Origin of the sequence: Pseudomonas sp. NCIMB 10586 (genome assembly GCF_023127895.1) — a bacterium.
Classification (GTDB): Bacteria; Pseudomonadota; Gammaproteobacteria; order Pseudomonadales; family Pseudomonadaceae; genus Aquipseudomonas; species Aquipseudomonas synxantha_A.
Genome location: NZ_SPKQ01000008.1, coordinates 179,902 through 206,056, shown reverse-complemented (window position 1 = coordinate 206,056; position 26,155 = coordinate 179,902). Strand labels below are relative to the sequence as shown.

22 protein-coding genes are annotated in these 26,155 nt (G+C 59.7%); 14 read left to right on the top strand and 8 right to left on the bottom strand.

All coding sequences use genetic code 11. The features are described 5' to 3' along the window. Positions 1-74: 74 nt before the first annotated feature. Both recQ and E4P01_RS04525 read left to right on the top strand, forming a co-directional pair. Entirely contained in the window at positions 75-2,204 is a 2,130-nt protein-coding gene (gene recQ, locus E4P01_RS04530) for a DNA helicase RecQ (protein WP_005790127.1), read from the top strand. Positions 2,205-2,325: 121 nt separating this feature from the next. Beyond that, on the top strand, positions 2,326-2,760 hold the full coding sequence (locus E4P01_RS04525; RefSeq protein WP_003193007.1) for a MarR family transcriptional regulator: 435 nt from the start codon (positions 2,326-2,328) through the stop codon (positions 2,758-2,760). A 128-nt stretch (positions 2,761-2,888) separates the two neighbouring features. On the opposite strand, the gene E4P01_RS04520 is transcribed toward E4P01_RS04525, so the two are convergent. Continuing rightward, on the bottom strand, positions 2,889-5,078 hold the full coding sequence (locus E4P01_RS04520; protein WP_005790125.1) for a patatin-like phospholipase family protein: 2,190 nt from the start codon (positions 5,076-5,078) through the stop codon (positions 2,889-2,891). A gap of 84 nt (positions 5,079-5,162) precedes the next feature. Here E4P01_RS04520 and E4P01_RS04515 point away from each other — a divergent pair, with 84 nt between their 5' ends. Next, the gene (locus E4P01_RS04515; protein WP_043049661.1) at positions 5,163-5,450 is read left to right on the top strand and encodes a SelT/SelW/SelH family protein; all 288 of its coding nucleotides are present in this window, start codon (positions 5,163-5,165) and stop codon (positions 5,448-5,450) included. Positions 5,451-5,484: 34 nt separating this feature from the next. Here E4P01_RS04515 and E4P01_RS04510 read toward each other — a convergent pair whose 3' ends face one another. From E4P01_RS04510 to E4P01_RS04500, 3 genes are all read right to left on the bottom strand, one after another. Beyond that, positions 5,485-5,766 (bottom strand): hypothetical protein, encoded by a 282-nt coding sequence (locus tag E4P01_RS04510; RefSeq protein WP_003193002.1) that lies wholly within the window; start codon positions 5,764-5,766, stop codon positions 5,485-5,487. A 130-nt stretch (positions 5,767-5,896) separates the two neighbouring features. Continuing rightward, the gene (locus tag E4P01_RS04505; protein ID WP_032880046.1) at positions 5,897-6,781 is read right to left on the bottom strand and encodes a DMT family transporter; all 885 of its coding nucleotides are present in this window, start codon (positions 6,779-6,781) and stop codon (positions 5,897-5,899) included. Positions 6,782-6,880: 99 nt separating this feature from the next. After that, entirely contained in the window at positions 6,881-7,630 is a 750-nt protein-coding gene (locus E4P01_RS04500; RefSeq protein WP_216091912.1) for an AraC family transcriptional regulator, read from the bottom strand. A 137-nt stretch (positions 7,631-7,767) separates the two neighbouring features. Here E4P01_RS04500 and E4P01_RS04495 point away from each other — a divergent pair, with 137 nt between their 5' ends. Next, the gene (locus E4P01_RS04495) at positions 7,768-8,577 is read left to right on the top strand and encodes a UDP-2,3-diacylglucosamine diphosphatase (protein WP_216091911.1); all 810 of its coding nucleotides are present in this window, start codon (positions 7,768-7,770) and stop codon (positions 8,575-8,577) included. Between the two features lie 66 nt (positions 8,578-8,643). Here E4P01_RS04495 and E4P01_RS04490 read toward each other — a convergent pair whose 3' ends face one another. From E4P01_RS04490 to phhA, 3 genes are all read right to left on the bottom strand, one after another. Next, positions 8,644-9,837 carry an amino acid aminotransferase gene (locus E4P01_RS04490; RefSeq protein ID WP_078821979.1) on the bottom strand — a complete coding sequence of 398 codons (1,194 nt, stop codon included), beginning with the start codon at positions 9,835-9,837 and terminating at the stop codon, positions 8,644-8,646. Further along, the gene (locus tag E4P01_RS04485) at positions 9,837-10,193 is read right to left on the bottom strand and encodes a 4a-hydroxytetrahydrobiopterin dehydratase (RefSeq protein WP_005790113.1); all 357 of its coding nucleotides are present in this window, start codon (positions 10,191-10,193) and stop codon (positions 9,837-9,839) included. The genes E4P01_RS04490 and E4P01_RS04485 overlap by 1 nt, the downstream gene beginning before the upstream one ends. A 98-nt stretch (positions 10,194-10,291) precedes the next feature. Then, positions 10,292-11,083: a phenylalanine 4-monooxygenase gene (phhA, locus tag E4P01_RS04480; RefSeq protein ID WP_043049667.1), complete on the bottom strand. Its 792-nt coding sequence runs from the start codon at positions 11,081-11,083 to the stop codon at positions 10,292-10,294. 257 nt (positions 11,084-11,340) lie between these two features. On the opposite strand from phhA, the gene E4P01_RS04475 reads away from it, so the two are divergent. After that, positions 11,341-12,894, top strand: a complete 1,554-nt coding sequence (locus E4P01_RS04475; protein ID WP_005790109.1) for a sigma-54-dependent phenylalanine hydroxylase transcriptional regulator PhhR — start codon at positions 11,341-11,343, stop codon at positions 12,892-12,894. Positions 12,895-12,960: 66 nt separating this feature from the next. Here E4P01_RS04475 and E4P01_RS04470 read toward each other — a convergent pair whose 3' ends face one another. Further along, on the bottom strand, positions 12,961-13,938 hold the full coding sequence (locus E4P01_RS04470; RefSeq protein WP_216091910.1) for a hypothetical protein: 978 nt from the start codon (positions 13,936-13,938) through the stop codon (positions 12,961-12,963). A gap of 586 nt (positions 13,939-14,524) precedes the next feature. On the opposite strand from E4P01_RS04470, the gene E4P01_RS04465 reads away from it, so the two are divergent. The 9 genes from E4P01_RS04465 (at position 14,525) to E4P01_RS04425 (ending at position 26,111) form a co-directional block, all read left to right on the top strand. Further along, positions 14,525-15,265, top strand: coding sequence for a flagellar basal body rod protein FlgF (locus E4P01_RS04465; RefSeq protein WP_032880052.1), 741 nt, complete (start codon positions 14,525-14,527; stop codon positions 15,263-15,265). 62 nt (positions 15,266-15,327) lie between these two features. After that, positions 15,328-16,113 carry a flagellar basal-body rod protein FlgG gene (gene flgG / locus E4P01_RS04460; protein ID WP_005790105.1) on the top strand — a complete coding sequence of 262 codons (786 nt, stop codon included), beginning with the start codon at positions 15,328-15,330 and terminating at the stop codon, positions 16,111-16,113. Positions 16,114-16,166: 53 nt separating this feature from the next. Further along, on the top strand, positions 16,167-16,862 hold the full coding sequence (gene flgH, locus E4P01_RS04455) for a flagellar basal body L-ring protein FlgH (protein ID WP_005790104.1): 696 nt from the start codon (positions 16,167-16,169) through the stop codon (positions 16,860-16,862). Between the two features lie 27 nt (positions 16,863-16,889). Beyond that, entirely contained in the window at positions 16,890-17,978 is a 1,089-nt protein-coding gene (locus E4P01_RS04450; protein WP_164699565.1) for a flagellar basal body P-ring protein FlgI, read from the top strand. 4 nt (positions 17,979-17,982) lie between these two features. Next, complete coding sequence (gene flgJ, locus E4P01_RS04445) at positions 17,983-19,248, top strand: flagellar assembly peptidoglycan hydrolase FlgJ (RefSeq protein ID WP_032880054.1); 1,266 nt, start codon at positions 17,983-17,985, stop codon at positions 19,246-19,248. Positions 19,249-19,258: 10 nt separating this feature from the next. Further along, the gene (flgK, locus tag E4P01_RS04440) at positions 19,259-21,304 is read left to right on the top strand and encodes a flagellar hook-associated protein FlgK (protein WP_005790099.1); all 2,046 of its coding nucleotides are present in this window, start codon (positions 19,259-19,261) and stop codon (positions 21,302-21,304) included. 14 nt (positions 21,305-21,318) lie between these two features. Beyond that, positions 21,319-22,929 (top strand): flagellar hook-associated protein 3, encoded by a 1,611-nt coding sequence (locus E4P01_RS04435; RefSeq protein WP_032880055.1) that lies wholly within the window; start codon positions 21,319-21,321, stop codon positions 22,927-22,929. A gap of 276 nt (positions 22,930-23,205) precedes the next feature. Next, positions 23,206-24,135 carry a ketoacyl-ACP synthase III gene (locus E4P01_RS04430; RefSeq protein ID WP_005790096.1) on the top strand — a complete coding sequence of 310 codons (930 nt, stop codon included), beginning with the start codon at positions 23,206-23,208 and terminating at the stop codon, positions 24,133-24,135. A 263-nt stretch (positions 24,136-24,398) separates the two neighbouring features. Beyond that, complete coding sequence (locus tag E4P01_RS04425) at positions 24,399-26,111, top strand: flagellin (RefSeq protein WP_078821975.1); 1,713 nt, start codon at positions 24,399-24,401, stop codon at positions 26,109-26,111. Positions 26,112-26,155 lie beyond the last annotated feature (44 nt).

The window sequence follows — 26,155 nt, the reverse complement described above, 5'->3', positions numbered from 1 at the left end:
GATTATTTTCCGTGAAAGCGTATTTTTTCGGCCAGCCTGTACAGAGGGATTTCGGCACCATTTTGGAGTTTTACATGCTCGAGCAGGCTCAACGCGTCCTCAAGGACATCTTCGGCTACGACAGTTTTCGTGGCCGCCAGGGTGCGATCATTGAGCGTGTGGCCAGCGGCGGCGATGCCCTGGTGCTGATGCCTACCGGTGGCGGCAAGTCGCTGTGCTTCCAGGTACCCGCGCTGTTGCGCAACGGCCTGGCGGTGGTGGTGTCGCCGCTGATCGCGTTGATGGACGATCAGGTTGCCACCCTCGAAGAGCTGGGCGTCGCCGCCGCTTCCCTGAACTCCACTCTCAGCGCCGAGCAGCAGCGCGACCTGGCCGCACGAATCAAGCGCGGTGAAGTGAAGATGTTGTACCTGGCGCCGGAGCGTCTGGTGCAGCCACGCATGTTGGCCTTTTTGCAGAGCCTGGAAATCGCCCTGTTCGCCATCGACGAAGCCCACTGTGTATCGCAGTGGGGCCACGATTTCCGCCGCGAATACCTGCAGCTTGGTCAATTGGCGGAGCTGTTCCCCGACGTGCCGCGCATCGCCCTGACCGCCACCGCCGACAAACGTACCCGTGAAGAGATCGTCGAGCGCCTGCATTTGCAGAATGCCGAGCGCTTCCTGTCCAGCTTTGACCGGCCGAATATCTTCTATCGCATCGTACCCAAGGAGCAGCCACGCAAGCAGTTGCTCGCGTTCCTGTCCGAGCGGCGCAGCGATGCGGGTATTGTCTACTGCCTGTCACGCAAGAAGGTCGATGAAGTCGCTGCGTTCCTGTGCGAGCAAGGCTACCCGGCGCTGCCTTACCACGCCGGCCTGCCCAATGAAACGCGCTCTGCGCACCAGAAACGCTTCCTCAACGAGGAAGGCCTGATCATGGTGGCGACCATCGCCTTCGGCATGGGTATCGACAAATCCAACGTGCGTTTCGTGGCGCACATGGACCTGCCCAAATCCCTTGAGGCCTATTACCAGGAAACCGGACGTGCCGGCCGTGATGGCCTGCCGGCGGATGCCTGGATGGTCTACGGCCTGCAGGACGTGGTGATGCTCAAGCAGATGCTGCAGAACTCCGAAGGGGACGAGCGTCACAAGCGTCTGGAGCAGCACAAGCTCGACGCCATGCTTTCGTTGTGCGAAGAAACCCGCTGCCGCCGTCAGACGCTGCTGGCGTATTTCGACGAAGACATGCCGCAACCCTGCGGCCACTGCGACAACTGCATCGACGGCGTGCAAACCTGGGACGCTACCGAGCCTGCGCGCCAGGCGTTGTCGACGATCTATCGCACTGGCCAGCGCTATGGCGTGGGCCATCTGGTGGATGTGTTGCTCGGCAAGGACAATGAAAAAGTTCGTAGCTTCGGCCACGAAAAACTGTCGGTCTATGGCGTCGGCAAGGCCCGTGCCGAGGGCGAATGGCGTTCGCTGTTTCGCCAGATGGTTGCCCGTGGCCTCGTCGACATTGATATCGAAGGCTATGGCGGGCTGCGCCTGAACGACAGTTGCCGGCCGTTGCTCAAGGGTGAAGTCAGCCTGGAACTGCGCCGCGACCTAAAGCCGCAGGCCAGCGCCAAAAGCAGCAGCACCAGCCAGGCCAGCCAGTTGGTGCGGGGCGAGGAGCGCGAGCAGTGGGAGGCGTTGCGTACCCTGCGGCGCAAATTGGCGCAGGAACACAGCGTGCCGCCCTACGTTATCTTCCCCGACTCCACCTTGCTGGAAATGCTCCGCGAGCAACCCACCACCATGGCCGAGATGGCTCGGGTCAGTGGCGTGGGTGCGCGCAAGCTGGAGCGTTACGGCCAGGCCTTCCTCGAAGTGCTCGGCGGCCAGGCAGAAGCGCCGAAGGAAATCGCCGATATTCGCCACGAACTGATCAGCCTGGCCCGCGCTGGCATGACCCCGATCCAGATCGCCGGCCAACTGCAATGCTCGGAAAAAAATGTGTATACCCTGCTCGCCGAAGCCATTGGCAAGCAACAGTTGTCGCTGGAGCAGGCCCTTGATTTGCCTGAGGATTTACTCGGCGAAATCCAGGATGCCTTCCTCGACGGAGAAGGCGAATTGCCACCTGTAGTGGAGATCGCTCCATTGTTCACCGGGCGTGTTCCCGAGGGTGTTTTGTACTGCGTGCGTGCCGCTTTGCAGTCGGAATTCGAAATTTAGTGTGGCAATTACGACAATGTAACGAATCAGTACATACCGGGCCTTGCCTACTGGCATGGCTCATGCTTAGCTGACTAATAATTAGCCACACTTTATTTTCAGTCTTAAACATGAGTTTTTTATGCCGTTAACCGATCAACACCGTTTTGGCATGCAGTTGGCGCAAATGTCCCGAGGTTGGCGCGCCGAGCTGGACCGTCGTTTGGCGGGGCTAGGGTTGTCCCAGGCGCGCTGGCTGGTGCTGCTGCATCTGGCCCGTTTTGTCGAAGCACCTACCCAACGTGAACTGGCACAAAGTGTCGGCGTCGAAGGGCCGACCTTGGCGCGCCTGCTCGACAGCCTGGAAGGCCAGGGCCTGGTGCAACGCCAGGCCGTGGTGGAAGACCGCCGCGCCAAACGCATTTTGTTGTGTGATACCGCTCAACCGCTGATCGACCAGATCGAGACCATCGCCACGGCCTTGCGCCATGAGCTGTTCGTTGGGGTGAATGAAGAGGATCTGCGCGTGTGCATGCGTGTGCACGAGCACATTCTGGCTAACCTGGAAAAGTCCTGACTCCCAATTCGCCGAGAACCAAATGTGGGAGGGGGCTTGCTCCCGATTGCGGTGGGCCAGCTACAGAATTGTTGACTGATACCCCGCCATCGGGAGCAAGCCCCCTCCCACATTAGTTCTGTGCTGTGTCAGAAGGTCTGGCCCAGGTTCAGGTACACCGCCTTCTGATTATCATCATTGAACCCATAGCTGAAATTCAGCGGCCCCAGTGGCGTATCAAACCCCAGGAAAATACTCGCGGCATTGATATACCCGCTGTCGAATTCGTTGTCGTTGTTCCACGCCCGGCCCCGTTCCAGTGAGGCACCCAGGTACAACGGGAAGTCCAGTGGCAGGTACGAGCGTGGGGTCAGCCGGCGGAAGTACACCGCGCGCATCAGGCTGACGTTCTGGCCCGAAATCGCATCCTGGCGAAAGCCCGACAATTGCCGCGCCCCACCCAGCAGGAAGCTGGAGATCACCACATCGGAATTATCCAGCGTGCGTCCATAGCGACCGCCGAGTATCAGAGTGTCCGGGCCATGGCTCATGGCCTTGTCCAGTTTGAACTCCCATTGACGGTAGCGCTGGTCCGAACCCAGTCCGGGTTCGAATTCGCGAAAGGCCAGGCCTATGTCTTCGCCGCTGTGCGGGAAGTAGACGTTGTCGAGGGAGTCGAAGGAATATTTAAGCTCATAGAACCCTTCGCTGAAACTCACGCTCGGCAGGTCGCGCTCGCCGATACGCACGTCCGCCTTGCCCCACGCCTCACCTACGCCGAAGCGGATCTCGCCGCTGTTGCCGATCTGGCGTCCTACGTTCAAGCCAAAGCCATAGCGTTCCAGGCGATATTCGGAGATGGGGTCGTTGTCCAGGATCAGCTCAACGTTCTGCGCCTCGGCTCTGATGTAAGGCGCGACGAAGTAGCGCGACCCGGTGTCCATCGGTTGGTAGAACTCGCTGTACAGCTCCTGTCGATCACCGATCTGCACCCGAGTCAGCCATTCCGCGCCGAGGCGGTTGATGCCGTTCACTCGATAGCTGGCGCCAAGGTTGAAAGCGCTGTCGCCGCGCATGTCATCCGACAGGTTCAAGCCCAGGCGCAGGTAGTCGGTGCCGCTGCGCTTGCCCCGCGCGCTGATCACCAGGGTGTTGTCCTGGCCCTTTTTGACCACGCGGTATTGCACCTGCTCGAAGTAATCCAGGCCGTACAGTGTGCCCATGTCCGATTGCAGGCGCCCCAGGTTCAGCGGTTCTCCCAGCCCCTGACGGATGTAATAGCGGATCACGTCGTCGCTGACTTTGGAGTCGTTCTCCACCTTGATAGCGGTGATCACCGGGGTGCGCTCGCCCGGCGTGCGTGCAGCCACCAGTTGCGCGTCGATGGGCTCGACCGGACGCAGGTTCGCCAGGCGCACATCCAGGGCGCGGGTGGCGCGGTAACCGGCGTCGATCATGTCTTTGGCGCGGCCGAAGTCGGTCACGCCATAGGCGGCCAGAGGCGGTTGGATCAGCACATCCTTGGGGTTCAGAGCCTTGAGTTGCTCCTCGGAATTGCGCCGGGTCATCAGGGTGATGGACTGGTTGAGCACGTCCACCACGGTCGCCAATTGCTTGCGCGAGCGCAGCGGGGTGCCGATGTCGACCACGATGGCAATATCGACGCCCATCTCCCGCGCCACATCCAACGGGATGTTGTCGGTCATACCGCCGTCCACCAGCAGGCGGCCGTCCAGTTCCACCGGGGCGAACACGGCGGGGATCGACATGCTGGCGCGTATCACCTGGGGCAGGTGGCCCTTGCTGAACACGACTTTTTCGCCGGTGGTAATGTCGGTGGCCACTGCGCGGAACGGGATCGGCAGCTTGTCGAAGTTACGCGTGTTGCTGCTGTGGGCAAACATGCTTTCCAGCAGCAGCGCCAGGTTCTGGCCCTGGATCACACCCAGTGGCAGGCCGAGGCTGCCGTCGTCGCGGAAACTGAGTTTCTGCTTGACCAGGAAATCCCGGTCGTCCTGTTTGCGCCGAAATGGTACGTCTTCGCGTGGTGGGGCGTCCGACAGGGCCTGTTGCCAGTCGATGCCCAGCGCCAGCTTCTCCAGTTCGTCGATCTTGTAGCCCGATGCGTACAGCCCGCCAATTACCGCACCCATGCTGGTGCCGGCAATCGCATCAATATGGATGCCCTGTTCCTCAAGGGCTTTGAGCACACCGATATGCGCCAGGCCACGGGCGGCACCACCGGACAACACCAGGCCGATTTTAGGGCGGGGTGCTTCCAAGGCTTCGGCAAGCAGGGGGACTAGGCACAGGAACAGGCAAGACAGCAGGCGGCGCATCATCAATCTCGAGGCTGGGCGATAAAGGCCGCTATTATAGCCACTCGATTCGCTGGGCCCGTCATGTCAGGAGCCGCTTAAATTATGTCTGCAAGCAAACCCGAGATCGTTATCACTTATTGCACCCAGTGCCAGTGGTTGCTGCGCGCCGCGTGGCTGGCCCAGGAGTTGCTCAGTACATTTGCCGATGACCTGGGGCGCGTGGCGCTGGAGCCGGCCACCGGTGGCGCCTTTCGCATCACCTGTGATGGCGTGCAGATCTGGGAACGCAAAGCCGACGGCGGCTTTCCCGAGGCCAAGGTACTAAAACAGCGGGTACGCGACCAGATCGACCCGCAGCGCGATCTGGGCCATAACGATCGTACGCAATGAAAGTCACCGCCACAGAGGGGCGGTGACCCTACCGCTACTTGGCAGCGAGCTTTTGTTTGATAAAACCGACGGCCCACGTCAATACCAACCCACCGACGCCACCGCCGACAATATTGCTGCCGATCGCGGCAACATCCAGCGCTTCGCCGCTGGTGGTGCCCGTGAGTGCGGCGACAATCTGGCCCAGCACCAAGCCGCCGACTCCGCCGAGAAAGGTATTGAGCCCTGTCCCCAGGCTCTGTTTGGTCATGCCGGCGATGTTGCCACCGACGGCACCGCTGATGATCTGGACCAGCAAGCTGATGAGCATTTCCATGATGAAACTCCTGCATCGCATTGAGGGGTGACCACTCGCTTGCAGCAACTTCAGAAAGCACCATGGCTGTCGTCGAGGAGTCTTTATCCGTTGAACGACTACAGACTGTTGCGGACGTTTAAAGTATAGATCAGGCTGTGGTTGCCGGTTGTTTGGCCTGGCTGGCGCTGCCCATCAGGCCGGAAAGCACGATGGCGAGGATGATCAAGGCGCCGCCCAGCAACATGCGTAAGGTCGGGGTTTCGGCAAACAACAGCCAGGCCACGGTGATGCCGTAGACAGGTTCCATGGCAAACACCACCGAGGCGGTGCGCGCCTTGATCACGGCAAGGCTGGCGACAAACAGGCTATGGGCAAGACCAGTACAAAACACTCCCAGCAACCCGATCCACAGCCAGTCAATCCCACGTACATCCGCCAGCCCTGGTGCGGCCACCGGCAGCAGGCAGGCCGCGACCACCACGTTCTGGCACAGCGCGGCCTGTACCGCAGGAATGCGCCCGGAGCTGGCGCGATTGTTCAGCGATAACAACGAGAACAACAGCCCCGAGGCGATCCCCCACAGTAGGCCGCTGGTGGCCTCGCTGGCGAGGTTGAAATCCGGGGTCACCAGCACCAGGCCAACGGTGACCAGGGCCACTAGCAGCACTTCATTGGCGCGAATGCGCTCGCGGAAGATCAACCCTTCAAGGATCACGGTAAAGGCCGGAAAGGCGGTAAACCCCAGGGTCGCCACGGCCACGCCGGCGACTTTGACGGCAATAAAGAACGTCACCCAATGCGCGGCCAGCAACACACCGCTGACCAGCAGGCGGCGCCAGTCGCGCATCTCCAGTGTCTTCCAGGGCGCGTTGCTGGCAAAGCGGGCAAACACCGCCAGGGCGAGTACAGCAAACGCGGCGCGACCAAACACGATGATGGCAGGGGAGGCCGCCGCCAGCTTGCCGAATACGCCGGTGAGGCCAAACATCAATGCGCCGATATGCAGGGCGCCGAGGGCTGAACGGGGAGTCATTGCGATCCTTGAAGCAACGGGGGTAACAGCCTCGCAGTCTAGAGGCATGGTTTGCGGGCGTCTGTCGCCGGCCTCGCGATTCTTAGCGTAGGGCTCTTGTCAGTCGGCCCGACGCAGGGCGCTAGGGGAGGCGCCAAACTCGCGAAGCATGGCTGCACTGAATGCGCTTTGCGAGGCATAGCCAACGCGCTCGGCAATCTCACCAATGGCCACCGGTGTGCTGCGCAAAAGCTCCAGGGCCATATGCAGGCGACGACTGCGTAGATAATCCATCGGCGTTTGCCCGCATTCGGCCATGAAGCGTGCATGCAGGCGCGCCACGGAAAGCCCGGCGATGCGCGCCAGGTCGGCCACCTGCAACGGGCGCGCAGCATGGCGCTGGATATGGGCATTGAACGCTGCATAAGGCAGGCGCCGGCCAGGCTGCGATTTAGCCTGGGGATGATTGAGGCTGGCCAGTAACAGCACCGCACCTTGCTGGACGATCAGCGGGTCGTCCACCGGGCTGTGCGCCAGCCACTGCACCAGTTGGCTTTGCCGCGGATCCAGCGTCAGTCGCGCCGGTTGCCCCAGCAAGCGGCGACTGGCATCGGCATGCTCGCCCAGGGATTGCACCACCCAATGCTCGGTCGGCACATCCAGCACCAGGCAGCGGCTGCCATCGCGGCTGCCACAGGCATGATGGGTGGAGAAGGGCAGCACCATCACACTGCTCTCGCGCACTTGGCTGCCACGGCCATCGACTTCCAGCTCCAGGTGCCCGGACAGGCCGAACACCAACTGCGCATGGTCATGGCTGTGGGCGATGGGGGCTTCGAGGTAGTGGCGTAGCGTGAGGCTCGGGCTCATCGCAATCTCCAGGGCGGCAAGGCGCCAGTCTACAACGCTTTGCGGGCATTTAGCGCTGTCATCAGACTGACGCACAGCTGTCATGGGCTATTAATCGCCAAGGCGCAAGCTCGCGAAAACAGCGTCGAGGGATGCCCATGACCCATGCCGAGTTCACCAAGCCCAGCCGCAAACAACGGGTGCGAACCCTGTGGATTTCCGACGTGCATCTAGGCACCCGGGATTGCCAGGCCGAGCACTTGTCGCAGTTTCTCAAGGGCTACCACGCCGACAAAGTCTACCTGGGGGGCGATATTATCGATGGTTGGAAAATGCGCGGCGGCATGTATTGGCCCCAGGCCCACACCAACGTGATCCGTCGCTTGCTGACCATGGCCAAGCGCGGTACCGAAGTGATCTACGTCACTGGCAACCATGATGAATTTTTACGACGCTATTCCAAGCTGATCCTGGGCAATATCCAGTTGGTCGATGAGGCAGTGCATGTGACCGCCGACGGTCGGCATCTATTGGTGATCCATGGCGACCAGTTCGATGTGATCACCCGTTATCACCGTTGGCTGGCGTTCCTCGGCGACTCGGCCTACGAATTCACCCTCACGCTTAACCGCTGGCTCAACCATTGGCGCGCGCGCTACGGTTATGGCTACTGGTCGCTGTCGGCGTACCTGAAACACAAGGTGAAAAGCGCCGTGAGCTTTATCAGCGATTTCGAAGAAGCGATTGCCCACGAAGTCACCAGGCGCGAACTGCATGGGGTGGTGTGCGGGCATATCCACCATGCCGAGATTCGCAAAGTGGGCGAGGTGGATTACCTCAATTGCGGGGATTGGGTAGAGTCGTGCACCGCGCTGATCGAGCACTGGGATGGGCATATCGAGTTGTATCGGTTGGCGGACGTCCAGGCCAGGGAGGCGCAGCTCAAGGCTGAAATGGTCGCTGGCTAAAAGCCTCGCCTCGGTAAAAATGTGGGAGGGGGCGTGCCCCCTCCCACATTTTTGATCCCGCAGTTTTCAGTTGGAAACGTCGGCGATAGCTTGGGCCAGCAGCGTCAAACGTGTCGCATCCACCCCGGCCACGTTGGCCCGGCCTGAACTGACCATATACACGCTGTGCTCCTCGCGCAGTTGCTTGACCTGCTCGGCACTCAAACCGGTATAGGAAAACATCCCGCGCTGCGCGCCGATATGGGCAAACTTCTCGGCCAAGCCATGGGGCTTCAAGGCTTCCACCAACCCGGAGCGCAAGTGCGCGATCCGCGAGCGCATGGCCTCGACTTCCTCGCTCCACAGTTTTTTCAGCTCGGTATCACCGAGGATGGTCGCCACCACGGCAGCGCCATGATCCGGCGGCGTCGACCACAGGTTGCGGGCGATATTCGCCAGTTGGCTGCGCACATCGGTGAGCTTTTCGGCATCCGCAGCACACACGATCAGTGCGCCGACCCGGTCGCGATACAGACCGAAGTTCTTCGAGCAGGAACTGGTGACCAGCACTTCCGGCAACTCGGCTGCAAACAGGCGCACCGCCCACGCGTCCTGCTCCAGGCCATCACCAAAGCCCTGGTAAGCAAAGTCGATCAGCGGCAGCAACTGGCGTTCCCGCACAATCTGCAACACCTGGCGCCAGTCATCCTGGGTCAGGTCGAAGCCGGTCGGGTTATGGCAGCAGGCATGCAGCAGCACCACGTCACCCTTGGGTACCGTGGACAGGGTCGCAAGCATCGCCGCCACATCCAGGCGATTGTCGCTGCCTACGTAAGGGTAGTGACTGACCTTAAGCCCGGCCTTGGCAAAAATGGTCTCGTGGATCGGCCAGGTCGGGTTGCTCAACCACACGCCACGGCCAGGCAGGCTCTGGGCGATAAAGTCAGCGCTCAGGCGCAGGGCGCCGGTACCGCCTGGGGTCTGGGTGGCGCCGGCGCGGCGTTCGCGCAACAATGCCGAATCGGCACCGAGCACCAGCTCACTGATCAGGGTGCCGAAAGCCGCGTCACCATGGCCACCGATGTAGGTCTTGGTCACCTGGGTATCAACCAGGCGCTGTTCCGCCAGCTTCACCGAGTGGGGAATCGGCGTCAGGCCCTGGTCGTCCTTATACACGCCCACGCCCAGGTCGAACTTGTTCGGGTTGGCATCCTGGGCATACAGGTCCATCAGCCCGAGGATCGGGTCACCGGGCACGCGGCCAATCGCATCGAAGTGCATTACTTGCGGCCCTCGGCAGTCTTGGCCACTTCGTCGGTGCGCGCAGCCATGATGAAGTCGTTGCGGTGCAGGCCCTTGATGGAGTGGCTCCACCAGGTCACGGTGACTTTGCCCCATTCGGTGAGCAGGCCAGGGTGATGGCCTTCGGCTTCGGAGATTTCACCCATGGCGTTGGTGAAGGCCAGGGCGAACTTGAAGTTCTTGAACAGGAAGACCTTTTCCAGCTGCATGACGCCGTCGCGCACTTCGATGTTCCAGTCAGGGATCTGCTTGAGCAGCACCGGCAGTTCTTCATCGCTGACTTGCGGGGCATCGGCGCGGCAGGCTTCGCAGTGGGCTTGGTTCAAGGTGGTCATGGGAGGTGTCCTGAATTCGAATGTTTGAAGGTCAGTGGCGTTACCCTAAAGCAACGCGCGGCCAGGGAACAGACTCACCTGGCCTAAAAAGGCACAGCTCAAGCAGCCTTGGGCTTTGGCGGGAATTTCGGTGCGTGCAAGCCCAATTCCATACCGCGCTCGACCATGCCCATGATGTCTTCCTGCGCCACGTCGAACAGGCGCTTGAGTTCGGGCAATACGAAGTACAGCGGTTGCAGGATGTCGATACGATAAGGGGTGCGCATCGCTTCCAGCGGATCGAAGGCTTGGTGCTCGGGCTCATCCGACAGGCAATACACGCTTTCTTTAGGCGAAGACAGAATGCCGCCACCGTAGATGCGCCGCCCTTGGGGCGTGTCCACCAGGCCGAACTCGATGGTCATCCAGTACAGGCGCGCCAGGTACACCCGTTGCTCCTTGGTGGCCGCCAGGCCGAGCTTGCCGTAGGTGTGGGTGAATTCGGCGAACCAGGGGTTGGTCAGCAGCGGGCAGTGGCCAAAGATCTCGTGGAAAATATCCGGTTCTTGCAGGTAGTCCAGCTCTTCACGGGTACGAATAAAGGTCGCCACCGGAAATTGCTTGCTGGCGAGCAATTCAAAAAAGGTCTGGAAGGGAATCAGTGCGGGTACACGCGCGACTTGCCAGCCGGTGGTTTCGGCCAGCACCTTGTTGATTTCGCCCAACTGGGGGATGCGATCCAACGGCAGGCCGAGCTTGTCGATGCCGTCCAGGTATTCCTGGCAGGCACGGCCTTCGATCACTTTGAGTTGGCGAGTGATCAGCGTGTTCCATACCGCGTGTTCTTCTGGCGGGTAATGGATAAAACCTTGCGCATCGGGCTCGCGGGCCACGTAGTGCGTCTGCTTCATACGGCTCTCCTGCTAGGCATTCGTTCTTGTTATGTCCTGCGATGCACCTATTGATAACCCGAACAGCGCCGGATTCCATCGCGGTCTTGCCTGGGTGCGTAGGAAAAACTACCCGTTTTCGTAAAGTATTCGTTACGGGTGTAGGCCTTATCTGTGTCTTGGGCTGTGAAAAGGTGACGCGCTGTCACATAATCTTGACGACTATCTGCGCCCAGCGGCAAAAAGACGCGGTGCCTCCCTACTTTTCGAGCCTTTCCATGCGTATCAAAGTGCACTGCCAGAACCGCATCGGCATCCTGCGGGACATCCTCAACCTGTTGGTGGAGTACGGCGTCAACGTCGCCAAGGGCGAGGTCGGCGGTGAGCATGGCAATGCCATCTACCTGTTTTGCCCGAACCTGGTGAACATGCAATTCCAGGCATTGCGCCCGCAGTTCGAGGCGATTGCCGGCGTATTCGGCGTCAAAAGGGTGGGGCTGATGCCGAGCGAGCGGCGGCATATGGAACTCAATGCGCTGCTCGGCGCCCTGGAATTTCCAGTGCTGTCCATCGACATGGGCGGTTCTATCGTCGCTGCCAATCGTGCAGCGGCACAGTTACTCGGTGTGCGGGTGGATGAGGTGCCGGGTATTCCACTGTCGCGCTATGCCGAGGACTTCGATTTGCCGGAACTGGTGCGTGCCAGCAAATCGCGGATCAACGGCTTGCGGGTCAAGGTCAAAGGTGACGTGTTTTTGGCGGATATCGCCCCACTGCAATCCAGCGAGCATGACGACAGTGAGGCCATGGCCGGTGCCGTGCTGACCTTGCATCGCGCTGACCGTGTGGGTGAGCGCATCTACAACGTGCGCAAGCAAGAGCTGCGCGGCTTTGACAGCATCTTTCAAAGCTCCAAAGTGATGGCTGCGGTGGTCCGCGAAGCACGGCGCATGGCACCGCTGGATGCGCCGCTATTAATAGAAGGCGAAACCGGCACCGGCAAAGAACTGCTGGCCCGTGCGTGTCACCTGGCCAGCCCGCGAGGGCAGTCGCCTTTGATGGCCCTCAATTGTGCGGGGTTGCCCGAGTCGATGGCTGAAACTGAACTATTCGGCTACGGCCCCGGTGCTTTTGAGGGGGCGCGAGCGGAGGGCAAGCTCGGGCTGCTGGAGTTGACGGCGGGCGGTACCTTGTTTCTTGATGGCGTTGGTGAAATGAGCGCGAGATTGCAGGTGAAGTTGCTGCGCTTCTTGCAGGATGGGTGTTTCCGTCGGGTCGGCAGTGATGAAGAGGTGTATCTGGATGTGCGGGTGATCTGTGCGACCCAGGTGGACTTGTCGGAACTCTGCGCCCGGGGTGAGTTTCGCCAGGATCTCTATCACCGACTGAACGTGCTGTCGCTGCACATTCCACCCTTGCGTGAATGCCTGGACGGCCTGGCGCCCTTGGTCGAGCATTTTCTTGACCAAGCCAGTCGGCAGATCGGTTGCCCGCTGCCCAAGTTGGCGCCCGCTGCCATGGAGCGTCTTAGCCACTACCACTGGCCAGGCAATGTGCGGCAGTTGGAAAACGTGTTGTTTCAGGCGGTATCGTTGTGTGAGGGCGGCACGGTCAAGGTCGAGCATATTCGTCTGCCGGATTACGGCGTGCGTCAGCCGCTTGGGGATTTTTCGTTGGAAGGCGGTTTGGAGGATATCGTGGGGCGGTTCGAAAAGGCCGTGTTGGAAAGCCTGTACGCCGAGCACCCAAGCAGCCGGCAACTGGGTAAGCGCTTGGGTGTATCGCACACCACCATTGCGAATAAGTTGCGCGACTATAAGGTGATCAAGTAAGGGTATCGCGATGCTGGACACTGCGTCTTGTGAACGCAGTGTCCGATCTGACAACTGTCCAGTGTGTCAGCCGTAGACAATGTTGTACTGGCCTATTTCTTCAATCTTGCCTGTACTTTTGTCCCTCCAGGCCAGCGTTGTGTTTTCGTTGTCAATTTTAAAGAGCTCAATCAGGCTGTAGTTCTTGTCATGTTCCAAGTTGCTCAAACTTTTTTGAATCTCGGGAGAGAGTTTTCCGTACTTGCCGTTTTTCAGGTCCTTGGCAGTTACGCCGTAATCCTTGAATTGTTGGGCTTCGGAATTCGAATTCAACAGCTTTAATAAATCCGTACCGCTCGTTGGCGTCATATAGCCGTTTTCTGGCTGTTCAATAAATACAGGCCTGCCACCGTCGACGGGTGCCCAGAGGTAGGTCAATGCGTATCCGTTAAACTGAGTCACCATCCGGTAGTCCCTATGTTCATCCAGTTTCCCCAGTTCCTTGGTAATACTGGGGGAGAGTGGCCCATATTTGCCGCCAAGCAGATCCTTGGTGGTGATATCCATGTCCATACGGATCATGGCCTGTGGCAGTGTGTCGATAAGTTTATCCAGCGCCTTTACGGCCGGGTTCCAATGTTGATTTATTGGTGCGTATTCGTCTGCGAGCCTTGGAGAGACAAGATAACTTGGCCGCTGATCAGCATACCTGTCAGTAGGGTAGTTCCAGTCACGGCGCATGTCTGGTACGCGCCGCTCGGGAAGGTAGTCCCAGTCGCGACGCATTTGCGGCAAATCCCGGCCAGGGCGATAGTCCCAGTCTGGTTGCATGTCCGAGATGCGTCGGTCGGGGTAATAGTCCCTGGCACGGTGCATCTCTGGAAAGTATCGGTCAGGACGATAGTCTGAAACATCGGCCCTGTGCTCGTGGGTGCACGCGTGATAATGGGGCGCGGCCGATGGGTAGTTAGGTCGGTATACATCATGGTCCGGTCTGCCACCCGCTCTTGTAGGGAAGTAAGGAACACTGAAAGGCAGGGTGGGTACTTGTGAAATAGTGGACATGATACTGATCCTGTAGTTAGTGATAGGTGTGTCGCAAACACGCAACTTTAAATACTCGGGGTGGTGATGTTGCGATGGGCAGAATTTACGCAGGCAGTAGGGTGTGTTCAAGTTGTCGTTGTTTAGTAATTGTAAGCGTGTGTCGAGACGTTTTAATTTGGTGTAAGTGTCGTGAGATGTCCGAGAAAGCAAGCGTAAAAACATGTATTAACTAAATGCTCAAGCGCCTGATAAAGATGGGTTTCACTCGCTGTACGTGAATTTGAAATAATAAGTCTGGTAGTCACCGCGTGTGTATTAATAACCCATCGCAACATTTCCCTCGATAAGAGCGGCCCAGGAAGCTGAAATGGCGACGCACCGGCGTAATTCAGGCATGGGGAGGGCTTCGGGCGTCAGGTCTTGCCGCAAGCGGCATAAGTCCGCCGTTTTTTCGACTCTTGAGAGTGGGTCTGCTCGACGCTCCAGCCCTCAACCCCCCGTATTCAGGGGGCTCCTTCGTTTTTTTTAAAGTTGGTTCGCAAATTGCTTAAGCCTCCTCAGTACAGCGGTGGGCGGCAAGCGTCCGTCAGAAAGAGGAAAGAGCGTGGACAAGTACCTTTATGTGGCAATGACCGGCGCCAGCCAGAATGCACTGGCGCAGAAGGCCCATGCCAACAACCTGGCGAACATTTCCACCAACGGTTTCCAGCGCGACCTGGAGCAGGCGCGTTCGATGCCGGTGTTCGGTGACAGCTTTCCGGCGCGGGCATTTGCCATGACCGAGCGGCCGGCCACTGACTTCTCCCCGGGCGCGATGATCGAAACCGGTCGCGACCTGGATGTGGCCGTCAGCGGCGACGGCTGGATGGCCGTGCAAACCCCCGATGGCGGCGAAGCCTACGTACGCAGCGCCAGCATGAACGTGGATGCGCTGGGGGTGCTGCGTGCCGGCAATGGTATGCCGATCATGGGTAACGGTGGCCCGATTGCCGTGCCGCCCCAGCAGAAAATCGAAGTCGGTGCCGACGGCACCATCAGCATCCGCGCCATGGGCGAAGGCCCGCGGGTGATGGCGGAAGTGGACCGGATCAAGATGGTCCAGCCCGACCTCAAGAACATGACCAAGGGCCTGGACGGCACCATCCACACCAAGGATGGCCAGCCAGCCCAGGCCGATGCGAACGTCAAGCTGACTTCGGGCTTCCTGCAGGCGAGCAACGTCAATGCCGTGGAAGAAATGACCGCGGTGCTGGCGCTTTCCAAGCAGTTCGAGCTGCACATCAAGATGATGAACAGCGCTAAAGAAGACGACCAGGCCATGACGCGCGTCATGCAGATGAGCTGATTCAAGCCCATTAACTAATTTGCAACGTAGCGCCCACCACCCGGCGCACGAAGGAGAACAGCATGCTTCCGGCTCTATGGGTTGCCAAGACAGGCCTGTCCGCCCAGGACACCAACCTGACGACCATTTCCAACAACCTGGCGAACGTGTCGACCACGGGCTTCAAACGTGATCGCGCCGAGTTCCAGGACCTGCTCTATCAGATCAAGAAGCAGCCAGGTGCCCAATCGACCCAGGACAGCGAATTGCCGTCGGGCCTGCAATTGGGTACCGGTGTGCAGATCGTCGGCACCCAGAAAAACTTCAGCGCCGGTAACCTGCAGCAAACCGGCCAGCCGCTGGACATGGCCATCAATGGCCGTGGCTTCTTCCAGATCCTGCAACCGGATGGGACTACCTCCTACACCCGCGACGGTACTTTCCACCTGGACTCCAACGGCCAGATCGTCACCGCCAACGGTTTCGCCCTGGAACCGGCCGTGGTGGTTCCGGCGGATGCCAAGACCTTTACCGTGGGCAACGACGGCACCGTGTCTATCACTGTGGCCGGCAACCCGGCGTCGCAAGTGATCGGCAACCTGCAAACCGCCGACTTCATCAACCCGGCCGGCTTGCAAGCGATGGGCAATAACCTGTTCCTGGAAACTGCCTCCAGCGGCGCGCCGCAAATCGGCACCCCGGGCCTGAACGGGTTTGGCACCACGCTGCAAAGCACCCTGGAAACCTCCAACGTCAGCACCGTTGAGGAGATGGTCAACATGATCACCACCCAGCGCGCCTACGAGATGAACTCCAAGGTGATTTCCACCGCCGACCAGATGCTCTCGTTCGTCACGCAGAATCTGTAATCACGTTTATGGGGCGCTCTTGACGGCGCCTGCAACACCATGAGGTAAGGGTCATGAATCGCTATGTTTCCGTTTTGGCATTGAGTGGGATCGCCGTGCTCGCGGGCTGTGTCGCCCCCACGCCAAAGCCCAATGACCCGTACTACGCGCCGGTGTTGCCACGCACGCCGCTGCCGGCGGCGGCCAATAACGGCTCGATCTACCAGGCTGGTTTCGAACAGAACCTGTACAGCGACCGCAAGGCCTTCCGGGTCGGTGACATCATCACCATCACCCTCAACGAGAAGACCCAGGCCAGCAAGAACGCCAACTCGCAGATCGGCAAGAACAGCAAGACCAGCATCGGCCTGACGTCGCTGTTCGGCGGTGGCCTGAACACCAACAACCCGCTGGGCGGTGGTGACCTGAGCCTGGACGCCGGCTACAGCGGCGACCGTGCCACCAACGGCAAGAGTGCGGCGGGGCAGGGCAACAGCCTGACCGGTTCGATCACCGTGACCGTGGCCGACGTATTGCCCAACGGCATCATCGCCATACGCGGTGAAAAGTGGATGACCCTCAACACCGGCGACGAGCTGGTGCGTATTGCCGGGATGGTCCGTGCCGATGATATTTCCACCGACAATACCGTGCCGTCGACGCGCATTGCCGATGCGCGCATCACCTACTCGGGGACGGGTTCGTTTGCTGATGCAAGCCAGCCGGGCTGGTTCGATCGTTTCTTCCTTAGCCCGCTGTTCCCTTTCTAGGTGGCCATTTTGAATTTCAAGCAGCTGATGGCGACGGCGCTCTTGCTGGCCTTGAGCACTGTGGCCCAGGCCGAGCGGCTCAAAGATATCGCCAGTATTTCCGGCGTGCGCTCCAACCAGTTGATCGGCTATGGCCTGGTGGTGGGGCTCAATGGCACGGGTGACCAGACCACCCAGACGCCGTTCACCCTGCAGACCTTCAACAACATGCTGTCCCAGTTCGGTATCAAGGTGCCGCCAGGCTCGGGCAACGTGCAGTTGAAGAACGTTGCCGCGGTGTCGATCAGTGCCGATTTGCCGCCATTCGCCAAGCCGGGCCAGGTGGTGGACATTACCGTTTCGTCCATGGGCAACTCCAAAAGCCTGCGTGGCGGCACCTTGCTGATGACGCCGCTCAAAGGTATCGACGGCAACGTCTACGCCATTGCTCAGGGCAACCTGGTGGTCGGCGGGTTTGACGCTGAAGGCCGCGATGGTTCGAAGATCACTGTCAACGTACCGTCGGCCGGGCGCATTCCCGGTGGCGCGACGGTTGAACGCACCGTGCCGAGCGGTTTCAACCAGGGCAACAGCCTGACCCTGAACCTCAATCGCTCCGACTTCACCACTGCCAAGCGCGTGGTCGACAAGATCAACGACATGCTCGGCCCAGGTGTGGCCCAGGCCATCGATGGCGGTTCGATTCGCGTCACCGCACCACTGGACCCCAGCCAGCGTGTGGACTACCTGTCGATCCTGGAAAACCTGGAGGTCGACCCTGGCCAGGCTGTGGCAAAAGTCATCATCAACTCGCGTACCGGCACTATCGTGATCGGTCAGAACGTCAAGGTCTCGCCGGCAGCTGTGACCCACGGCAGCCTGACGGTGACCATCACCGAAGACCCGATCGTCAGCCAGCCGGGCCCGCTGTCCAACGGCCAGACCGCCGTGGTCCCGCGCTCGCGGGTCAATGCCCAGCAAGAAGCCAAGCCGATGTTCAAGTTCGGCCCCGGCACCACCCTGGACGAGATTGTCCGTGCGGTGAACCAGGTGGGCGCAGCGCCCGGCGACTTGATGGCTATCCTCGAAGCTTTGAAACAGGCCGGCGCCTTGCAAGCCGACCTGATCGTGATCTGAGGCCATGGCCATGGATATGCGCAAGAGCGGCATCAGCAGCACGGCGGACTCGGGGTCTTACTCCGACCTGAATCGGCTTAACCAACTGAAGGTCGGTGATGACAAGAACAGCGAAGGCAACATGCGCAAGGTGGCGCAGGAATTCGAATCGCTGTTCTTGAACGAGATGCTCAAGTCCATGCGCTCGGCCACCGACGCTCTGGGCAAGGACAACCCGCTGAATACCCCGGCGGCCAAGCAGTATCAGGAAATGTACGACCAGCAACTGGCGGTGTCGATGTCCCGCGAGGGCGGTGGTATCGGCCTGGCCGACGTGCTGATGCGTCAGATGCAAAAGAACAAACCTGTGGAGGCCCAGGCCGCCACCTTGCAAGGCCCGGCAGCGGATGGGCCGGTGAGGAAAGTCGATGTGCCGACCGAGATTGCTGCCGGTACCCAGGCTGAGGGCCCGTTGGGGCGCTCCAATGGCCAGCGTCCATTGTGGGCCTATCGTGTGGCCGAGCCGCAGGCCGGGGCCGTTGCGTCTCACAGCAACGACATGGAGCTGATGAACCAGCGCCGTATCGCCTTGCCCAGCAAGCTGACTGACCGTTTGCTTGCCGGCATCGTGCCCAGTACCCAGGTCGAGGCCAAGGCCGCGCCGTTGCGCAACAGTGCCGCCGATGACAACGTCATCAACAGCAGTGCGCGCACCTTTGCCGTACCGAGCGGGCGCATGCAGGTGTATGGCCGCGCCATTGCCCAGCCACCGCTGGCACCGGCGAAGAAAGCCTTCAGCTCCCAGGATGAATTCGTCGCCACCATGCTGCCGATGGCCAAGGCCGCCGCCGCACGGATTGGCATCGATCCCAAGTACCTGGTGGCCCAGGCAGCGCTGGAAACCGGTTGGGGCAAATCGGTCATGCGTGCCGAAGACGGCAGCAGCAGCCACAACCTGTTCGGCATCAAGGCCGGCCAGAGTTGGCAGGGCGGCCAGGCCCGTGCGATCACCAGCGAGTTTCGCGATGGGGCGATGGTCAAGGAAACGGCGCAGTTCCGTTCCTACAGCTCCTACCAGGACAGCTTCCACGACCTCGTGACCCTGCTGCAAAGCCATGATCGCTATAAAGAAGTTGTGAAGTCAGCCGACAACCCGGAACAGTTTGTACGCGAGTTGCAAAAAGCCGGTTATGCAACCGACCCGGATTACGCCAGCAAGATTTCGCAGATCGCAAAAACCATGAACAGTTACCAGAACTACGCTGCCGCTGGCGCAACCACACATTTATAAGGTCTGAACCATGAGTTTGCTCAGTATCGGGATGTCAGGGCTCAACGCCGCTCAAGGATCGCTGTCGGTCTTGAGTAATAACATCGCCAACGTTAATACCCCAGGGTACTCGCGTCAGCAGACCACGCAGAATACTAATGCGTCGAACCCGTTCGGCGGTGTGTTCATCGGCACTGGTACCACCCTGGCCGACGTGCGCCGGGTGTACAACGAATACCTGGACACTGCCTACCAGAACAGCACGGCCCTGAACAACGATGCCAAGGCGTATCTGGATCAGGTCGGCGCCGTCGACAAAGTGCTGTCGGACAAGACCACCGGTCTGTCATCGGTGCTCAGCTCGTTCTTCGCTACCCTGCAAACCGCAGCGTCCAACCCCAGCGACCTGTCGGCCCGCCAACTGCTGGTGACCAACGCCCAGACCCTGAGCAGCCGTTTCAACGCGATCTCGACGCAGTTGACCCAGCAGAAAGAGACTATCAACAACCAACTGAGCAGCATGAGTGAGCAGGTCAATCAATTGACCGCCTCGATTGCCTCGCTCAACAAGCAGATCTCCCAAGTGCAAGGCGCGTCGGGCAATGCACCGGCCAACCTGCTGGACTCGCGTAACGAGGCGGTACGCTCGCTCAATGAGCTGATCGGCGTAACGGCCACCGAGAAGAACGGCCAGTTCAGCGTGACCACCGGCAGCGGCCAGTCCCTGGTGGAGGGCGGGATCTCCAATACGATTTCCGCAGTGCCGAGCAAAACCGATAACAGCCAGTACACCATTCAGCTGGACATGAACGGCACCACCATGGACCTGGGCGGCGTCATCAGTGGCGGCAGCATCGGTGGCCTGTTGCGTTATCGCAGTGATGCCTTGATGCCGGCTATCAACGACCTGGGCCGTATCGCCATCGCAACCGCAGACACCATCAATAACCAACTGGGCCAAGGCCTGGACCTCAATGGTGACTTTGGCGTTTCGCTGTTCAAAGACATCAACAGTGCCGCCGCCATTGCTTCGCGCAGCCAGGGCGCCTCGGGCAACAGTGCCGGGGCCGGCAACCTGAATGTGACGATCAAGGACAGCAGTAAGTTGTCCACGTTTGACTACACCGTGACCTTCAGCGACAAGACCGACCCCAACAAGGTCACGGTACTGCGTTCGGACGGCAAGGCAATGGGCACCTTTGACATGGGCTCCACACCGCCGCCGACCATGGATGGCTTTACCCTGGCGCTGGACGGCAAGGGCGCCATGGCGTTTGGCGACAGCTTCAAAGTCAGCCCGACCGCCACCGGCGCAAGCGGTATGGGTGTAGCGCTCACCGATGCCAACAAGCTGGCGTTTGCCGGCCCGCTGGCGGGTACCAGCAGCAAGACCAACAGCGGCACAGGCACATTTACCCAGCCGTCGTTGACGGTGCCGCTGGACATCCATGGCGGCACCGACACCGCACAGTTGCGCGCCGGTATTGAAAACTCGATGCCGGTGAAGATGGTGTTTGGCAAGCCCGCCGCTGACGGCACGCAGTCGTATACGATCAGCGATTCCAAGGGCAACCCGATTGGCACTGGCTCAATCATCCCGGGGCAGGGCAACAAGATCACCGTCGACGTACCGATGCGCGACGCCAGCGGTGCAGCCATCCCCGGCAAGAGCTTCAAGTTCGACACCACCGTCAATGGCTCCCCGGCAGACGGCGACAGCACTACCTTCGCCTTCAACAGCGGCGGCAAATCCGATGGCCGAAACGCCCAGGAACTGCTGAACCTGCAAACCAAGGCCACCGTTGGCATGGGCGAGGGCAACGGGGGCACCAGCCTGGTGGGGGCCAATAGCAAGCTGGTCTCCACTGTCGGCGCCAAGGCCAGCCAGGCCGGGGTCGACAGCGCCGCCACCGGTGCGTTGCTGAGCGCCAATAAAGATGCGCGCAACTCGGTGTCCGGGGTCAACCTGGATGACGAAGCCGGCGACATGATCAAGTTCCAGCAGTACTACACCGCGTCGTCGCAGATCATCAAGGCTGCGCAGGAAACCTTCACCACACTGATGAATGCTCTTTAAGGGAGGCTGGGACGATGCGTATTTCTACACAGCAGTATTTCGAGACCAGCTCTGCCAAGTACCAGAGCAACTATTCCAGCGTGGTCAAGGCCCAGGACCAGGCCAGCACCGGTGTCCGTGTGCAAACCGCCGCGGATGATCCGGTAGCGGCGGCGCGGTTGCTGATGCTGCAACAGCAGAAAGATATGCTGGCGCAATTCAACGGCAATATCGACACGTTGAAGAACTCGCTGACCACCCAGGACGGCGTGCTGGAAAACATCAATATCGCGATTCAGCGGGCCAGTGAGCTGGCGTTGAAGGCGGGTAACGTTGGTATCAGCGACGCTGACCGCAAATCGACTGCCGCCGAGATCGGCGCCATTGAAGATCAGGTCCTGGGCCTGCTCAATACCAAGGACGCCAGCGGTAATTACCTGTTCTCCGGGAGCAAGACCGACACGCCTCCCTACACCCGCAACAATGACGGCACCTATAGCTACCAGGGCGATGACACGCCATTGAGCCTGAAGGTGGCTGAGAACCTGTCGGTCGCCATGGGCAATACCGCCAAGAGCATGCTTGAAAGCTCGGCGAATACGGGCCGTACGCAAACAGCACCGATCCTCGTGCCGCCAGCGGTCGATGATGGCAAGGTCACCGTGTCTGCCGGGTTGATCGCGGCCAACACCAGCTATAACAGCAGTTTTTCCGACGGCCAGCCGTACAAGCTGACCTTCACCAGCAGCACCCAATATGTCGTAACGGACAATGCCGGCAAGGACATCACCTCGGAGATTCCGGGCAACGGCACTTTCGATGCCACCAAGGAAGGCGGTTCGAGTATCAATCTGCGCGGGGTCAAGTTTGACATCGGCTTGAACCTGGGCAAGGACGCACTGGGCAAAGACATACTGCCCGGCGCGCCATCGGACGCCATCGTCAAGGATCGCGAGTTCAGCTTGTCGGTCAAGCCGGACACCTTCAGTGTTTCACGCACCCCGAGCAATCCGTCCACTGCGCAACTGAGCGGCGGCACGGTGAGCGATCCGGCGGCATACGCCAGCACCTTTCCCAACTCGGGTGTCGTCGTCAAGTTTGGCGCGGCCGGTGCCTATGATCTGTATGCGCAGCCGTATACCGCAGACAGTAAATCCATTGCCAGTGGCACCCTGGCAGCTGGTGCAACGTCAATCACGGCGGCGGGCGTGACCTTCGATGTCACCACCGCACCGGCGCCGGCAGCCGGCGACCAGTTTTCGATCAGTGCCACCAGCAACAAGAATGAGAATGTCCTCGACACCTTGAGCCATTTGCGCAAAATCCTGGAAACGCCGTCAGACGGCAACCCGGCGGCGCAGAAGGAGCTCAAGGATGTGGTGGCCAAGTCCATTGGCAACCTGACCAATGCCTACAGTCAGATCGACCAGGCGCGCGGTTCCCTGGGTGCGCGCCTCAATGGCCTGGATATTCAGTCCAAGGAAAACGTCAGCCTGGACCTGGCCAATACCACCACCATGAATGCCCTGGGCAATGTCGACTTCGCCGAAGCCGCCATCAACCTGAGCTTGCAGCAGACCATGTTGCAGGCTTCGCAGTTGGCCTTTGTGAAAATCTCGCAGTTGAGCCTGTTCAACAAGATGTGATCGGCGCTGTGCACGACGGCCCAGCCTGGAAACAGGCTGGGCCGTCGTCGTTTCCGTGGCGCAATTGTTGAAACGTTTTGCATAAACCACGCAAAATTGAGTGACCTGTGAGTCATAAAGCGCATCTTCACTGTATCGTGTGAAAAGGATAAGTCGTCACAGGGCCTTCATCGGGCGGCTTTCACCGGGATTTTTATGGGGTTATCCCCTTTATTGTCAGCACTTCCGGCATAGCCCGAGGGGTGTTCTCCAGCTATTTAGTATTGGGAAGCCACAATGATTGGCATAAAAAGCATCGCCAGTTACGTGCCGGCGGACGGGATCGATAACTACGCCCAGGGTGCCAAGTTCGCCAAGGATGAAGAATTCATCATTGGCAAGATCGGCTCGGCGTTCCTGCCGCGCAAGGAAGCTGCACAGGAGACTTCCGATCTGTGCGTCGAAGCAGTCAACGCCTTGTTTGCCAACAACCCCGAATTGAAGCGTGAGTCCATCGACGCGCTGATCGTCGTCACCCAGAACGGCGATGAAGAGGGCCTGCCTCATACCGCCGCCATTGTTCAGGACAAACTGGGCCTGCCTACCCACGTTGCCGCCTTCGATATTTCCCTGGGCTGCTCCGGCTACGTCTACGGCATCTACGCGATGAAGGGCTTCATGGAAGCCGCCGGCCTGAAAAACGGCCTGCTGATCACTGCAGACCCGTATTCGAAGATCGTCGACCCGGAAGATCGCAACACCACCATGCTGTTCGGCGATGCCGCCACCGCCACCTGGATGGGCGAAGATGCGCCGTGGTTGCTCGGCAAGTCCAAGTTCGGCACCGACGGTTCCGGCGCGCCGCACCTCAAAGTCAGCGACGGCGTGTTCTTCATGAACGGCCGCCAGGTGTTCAACTTCGCGCTGCTGAAAGTGCCGGCGCACTTGCACGAGTTGCTCGCAGAGTCGGACCTCAAGGCCGATGACATCGATGCGTTCTGCATCCACCAGGGCAGTGCGGCCATCGTCGATGCCGTGGCGCGTCGCTTTGAAGAGGCGCCGGTGGACAAGTTCATCAAGGACATGGTCGAGACCGGCAACACCGTGTCGTCGAGCATCCCGTTGCTGCTGGAAAAGCACGTGATGGACGCTACCTGGAAGCGCGTGGCAATCAGCGGGTTTGGTGTGGGCCTGTCGTGGGGCTCGGCGATTCTCTATCGCCCGTGATGTTTTAGCCGCTGCATAAAAAACGCCGATGATCCTTCGATCATCGGCGTTTTTTATTGGCGCCAGAAAAGCCAATGAAACCGGGGTTTTGTGCCGGTGTAAGCCTTTGAAATGCAAGGGCTGGCACAGGGCTACTAAAAAAAATCAAAAAAATCCTCAAGCAACCGGCTACCACGACGATAACTATTACGTAGGTTCTCTAGGCCACACCCGGCGGTCGCCAGGGCCGGAAGCCGCAGTATCCAAACCACGAGGATTTCGTCATGGCATTATCAGTAAACACCAACATCACCTCCCTGGGTGTCCAGAAGAACCTGAACAAAGCTTCCGACGCCCTGAGCCAGTCGATGAACCGTCTGTCCTCCGGCCTGAAAATCAACAGCGCCAAAGACGACGCTGCCGGCATGCAGATCGCCAACCGTCTGAACAACCAGGTCAAAGGCCTGAACGTTGCCATCGCCAACGCCAACAACGGCGTGTCGATTGCCCAGACCGCTGAAGGCGCGATGCAAGAATCCACCAACACCCTGCAGCGTCTGCGTGAACTCGCCCTGCAAGCGTCCAACGGTGACAAAAGCGACGCTGACCGTGTTTCCCTGCAGCAAGAATTCACCGCTAAAGTGGGCGAGCTGAACCGTATCGCCAGCACCACCACCTTCGGTGGTCGTAACCTGCTCGACGGCTCGTTCAGCAACGTAGCCTTCCAGATCGGCGCCAACGCCAACGAGACTATCTCGTTCGGTATGACCGACATCAGCTCGACTGCGCTGAAGGGTAACTACAAAGAAGCTGCTGTCGACGGTGCTGCGATGACTGGCCTGGCTGCTACTGCTACCGGTTCCGTATTGGGCAATAGCGCCCAAAGAACTGGTACAGCCGCAGCAGGGGCGACTGTTGCTACCGACGCATTCACCATCAACGGCACTGAAATTGCCCTCGGTGTTGCCGCTGCCGGTGTTCCAGCAGCTACCGCTGCACTGAACGCCATCAACGCTCAAACCGCAACCACTGGCGTTACTGCTACTGCCGATGCTGCGGGCGTCGTAAGCCTGACCTCGAAAAATGCCATCGTTCTGGGCGCCTCGGCAACCGGTGGTGCAACAGACGGCCTGGCCAAGCTCAATCTGGGTGCAGCGGGCACCGTTGCTTCGAACAACAACCTCAAGTCTGCCGGTGCTGTCTCGGTTAATGGCACTGCCGTGACTTGGGCTGCTAACGACACCATGGCAGCTGTGCTGACCAAGCTAGAAAACGCGGCAGGCGGCGCAGCTGCTGGTGCTTCGGCCACTTTTACTGACGGCCGTGTCAAGCTGACTTCGGGTAATGGCGCAGACATTAAACTGTCCAACACCTCCAGTGGTTCTCTGACGCAGTTGGGTCTGTCGGCTGGTACTACTCAAGCCAAGTTGACCGCTGATACCTCTATTGACGTGAACGGCGTTGAAGTCAAGTTCAAGAAAGGTGACACCGCTGACGCGATCGTCTCTTCGATCAACAGCGCCAGCACCGGTGTTCAAGCCAGCAAAAACGCTGACGGCACCCTGAACCTGTTCGCTGACAAAGACATCACCATCAAGGATGGTAGCGCCGGTACTGGCCTGGCTGCACTGGGTCTGACCGCTGTTGCAGCGGCCGGCACCAAAACCGCCGTCACCATGGAAACCAGCGTTTCTGACCTGAACATCCTGACTGCCGCTGCTTCGCAGCAGGCTACCCAGGCTCTGGACGATGCCATGCAGCAGATCGACAGCCAGCGTTCGCAGCTGGGTGCCGTACAAAACCGCTTCACCAGCACCGTGGCCAACCTGCAGAGCATTTCGCAGAACTCCTCCGCTGCCAAAGGCCGCGTAGAAGACGCTGACTTCGCTTCTGAAGCCGCTGAGCTGACCAAGCAACAAACCCTGCAACAGGCTTCCACTGCGATCCTGTCCCAGGCCAACCAACTGCCATCCGCTGTACTGAAGCTGCTTCAGTAATAGCGCTAGCGGTTAAATAACGGGAGGGTGCGTTTAACGACGTG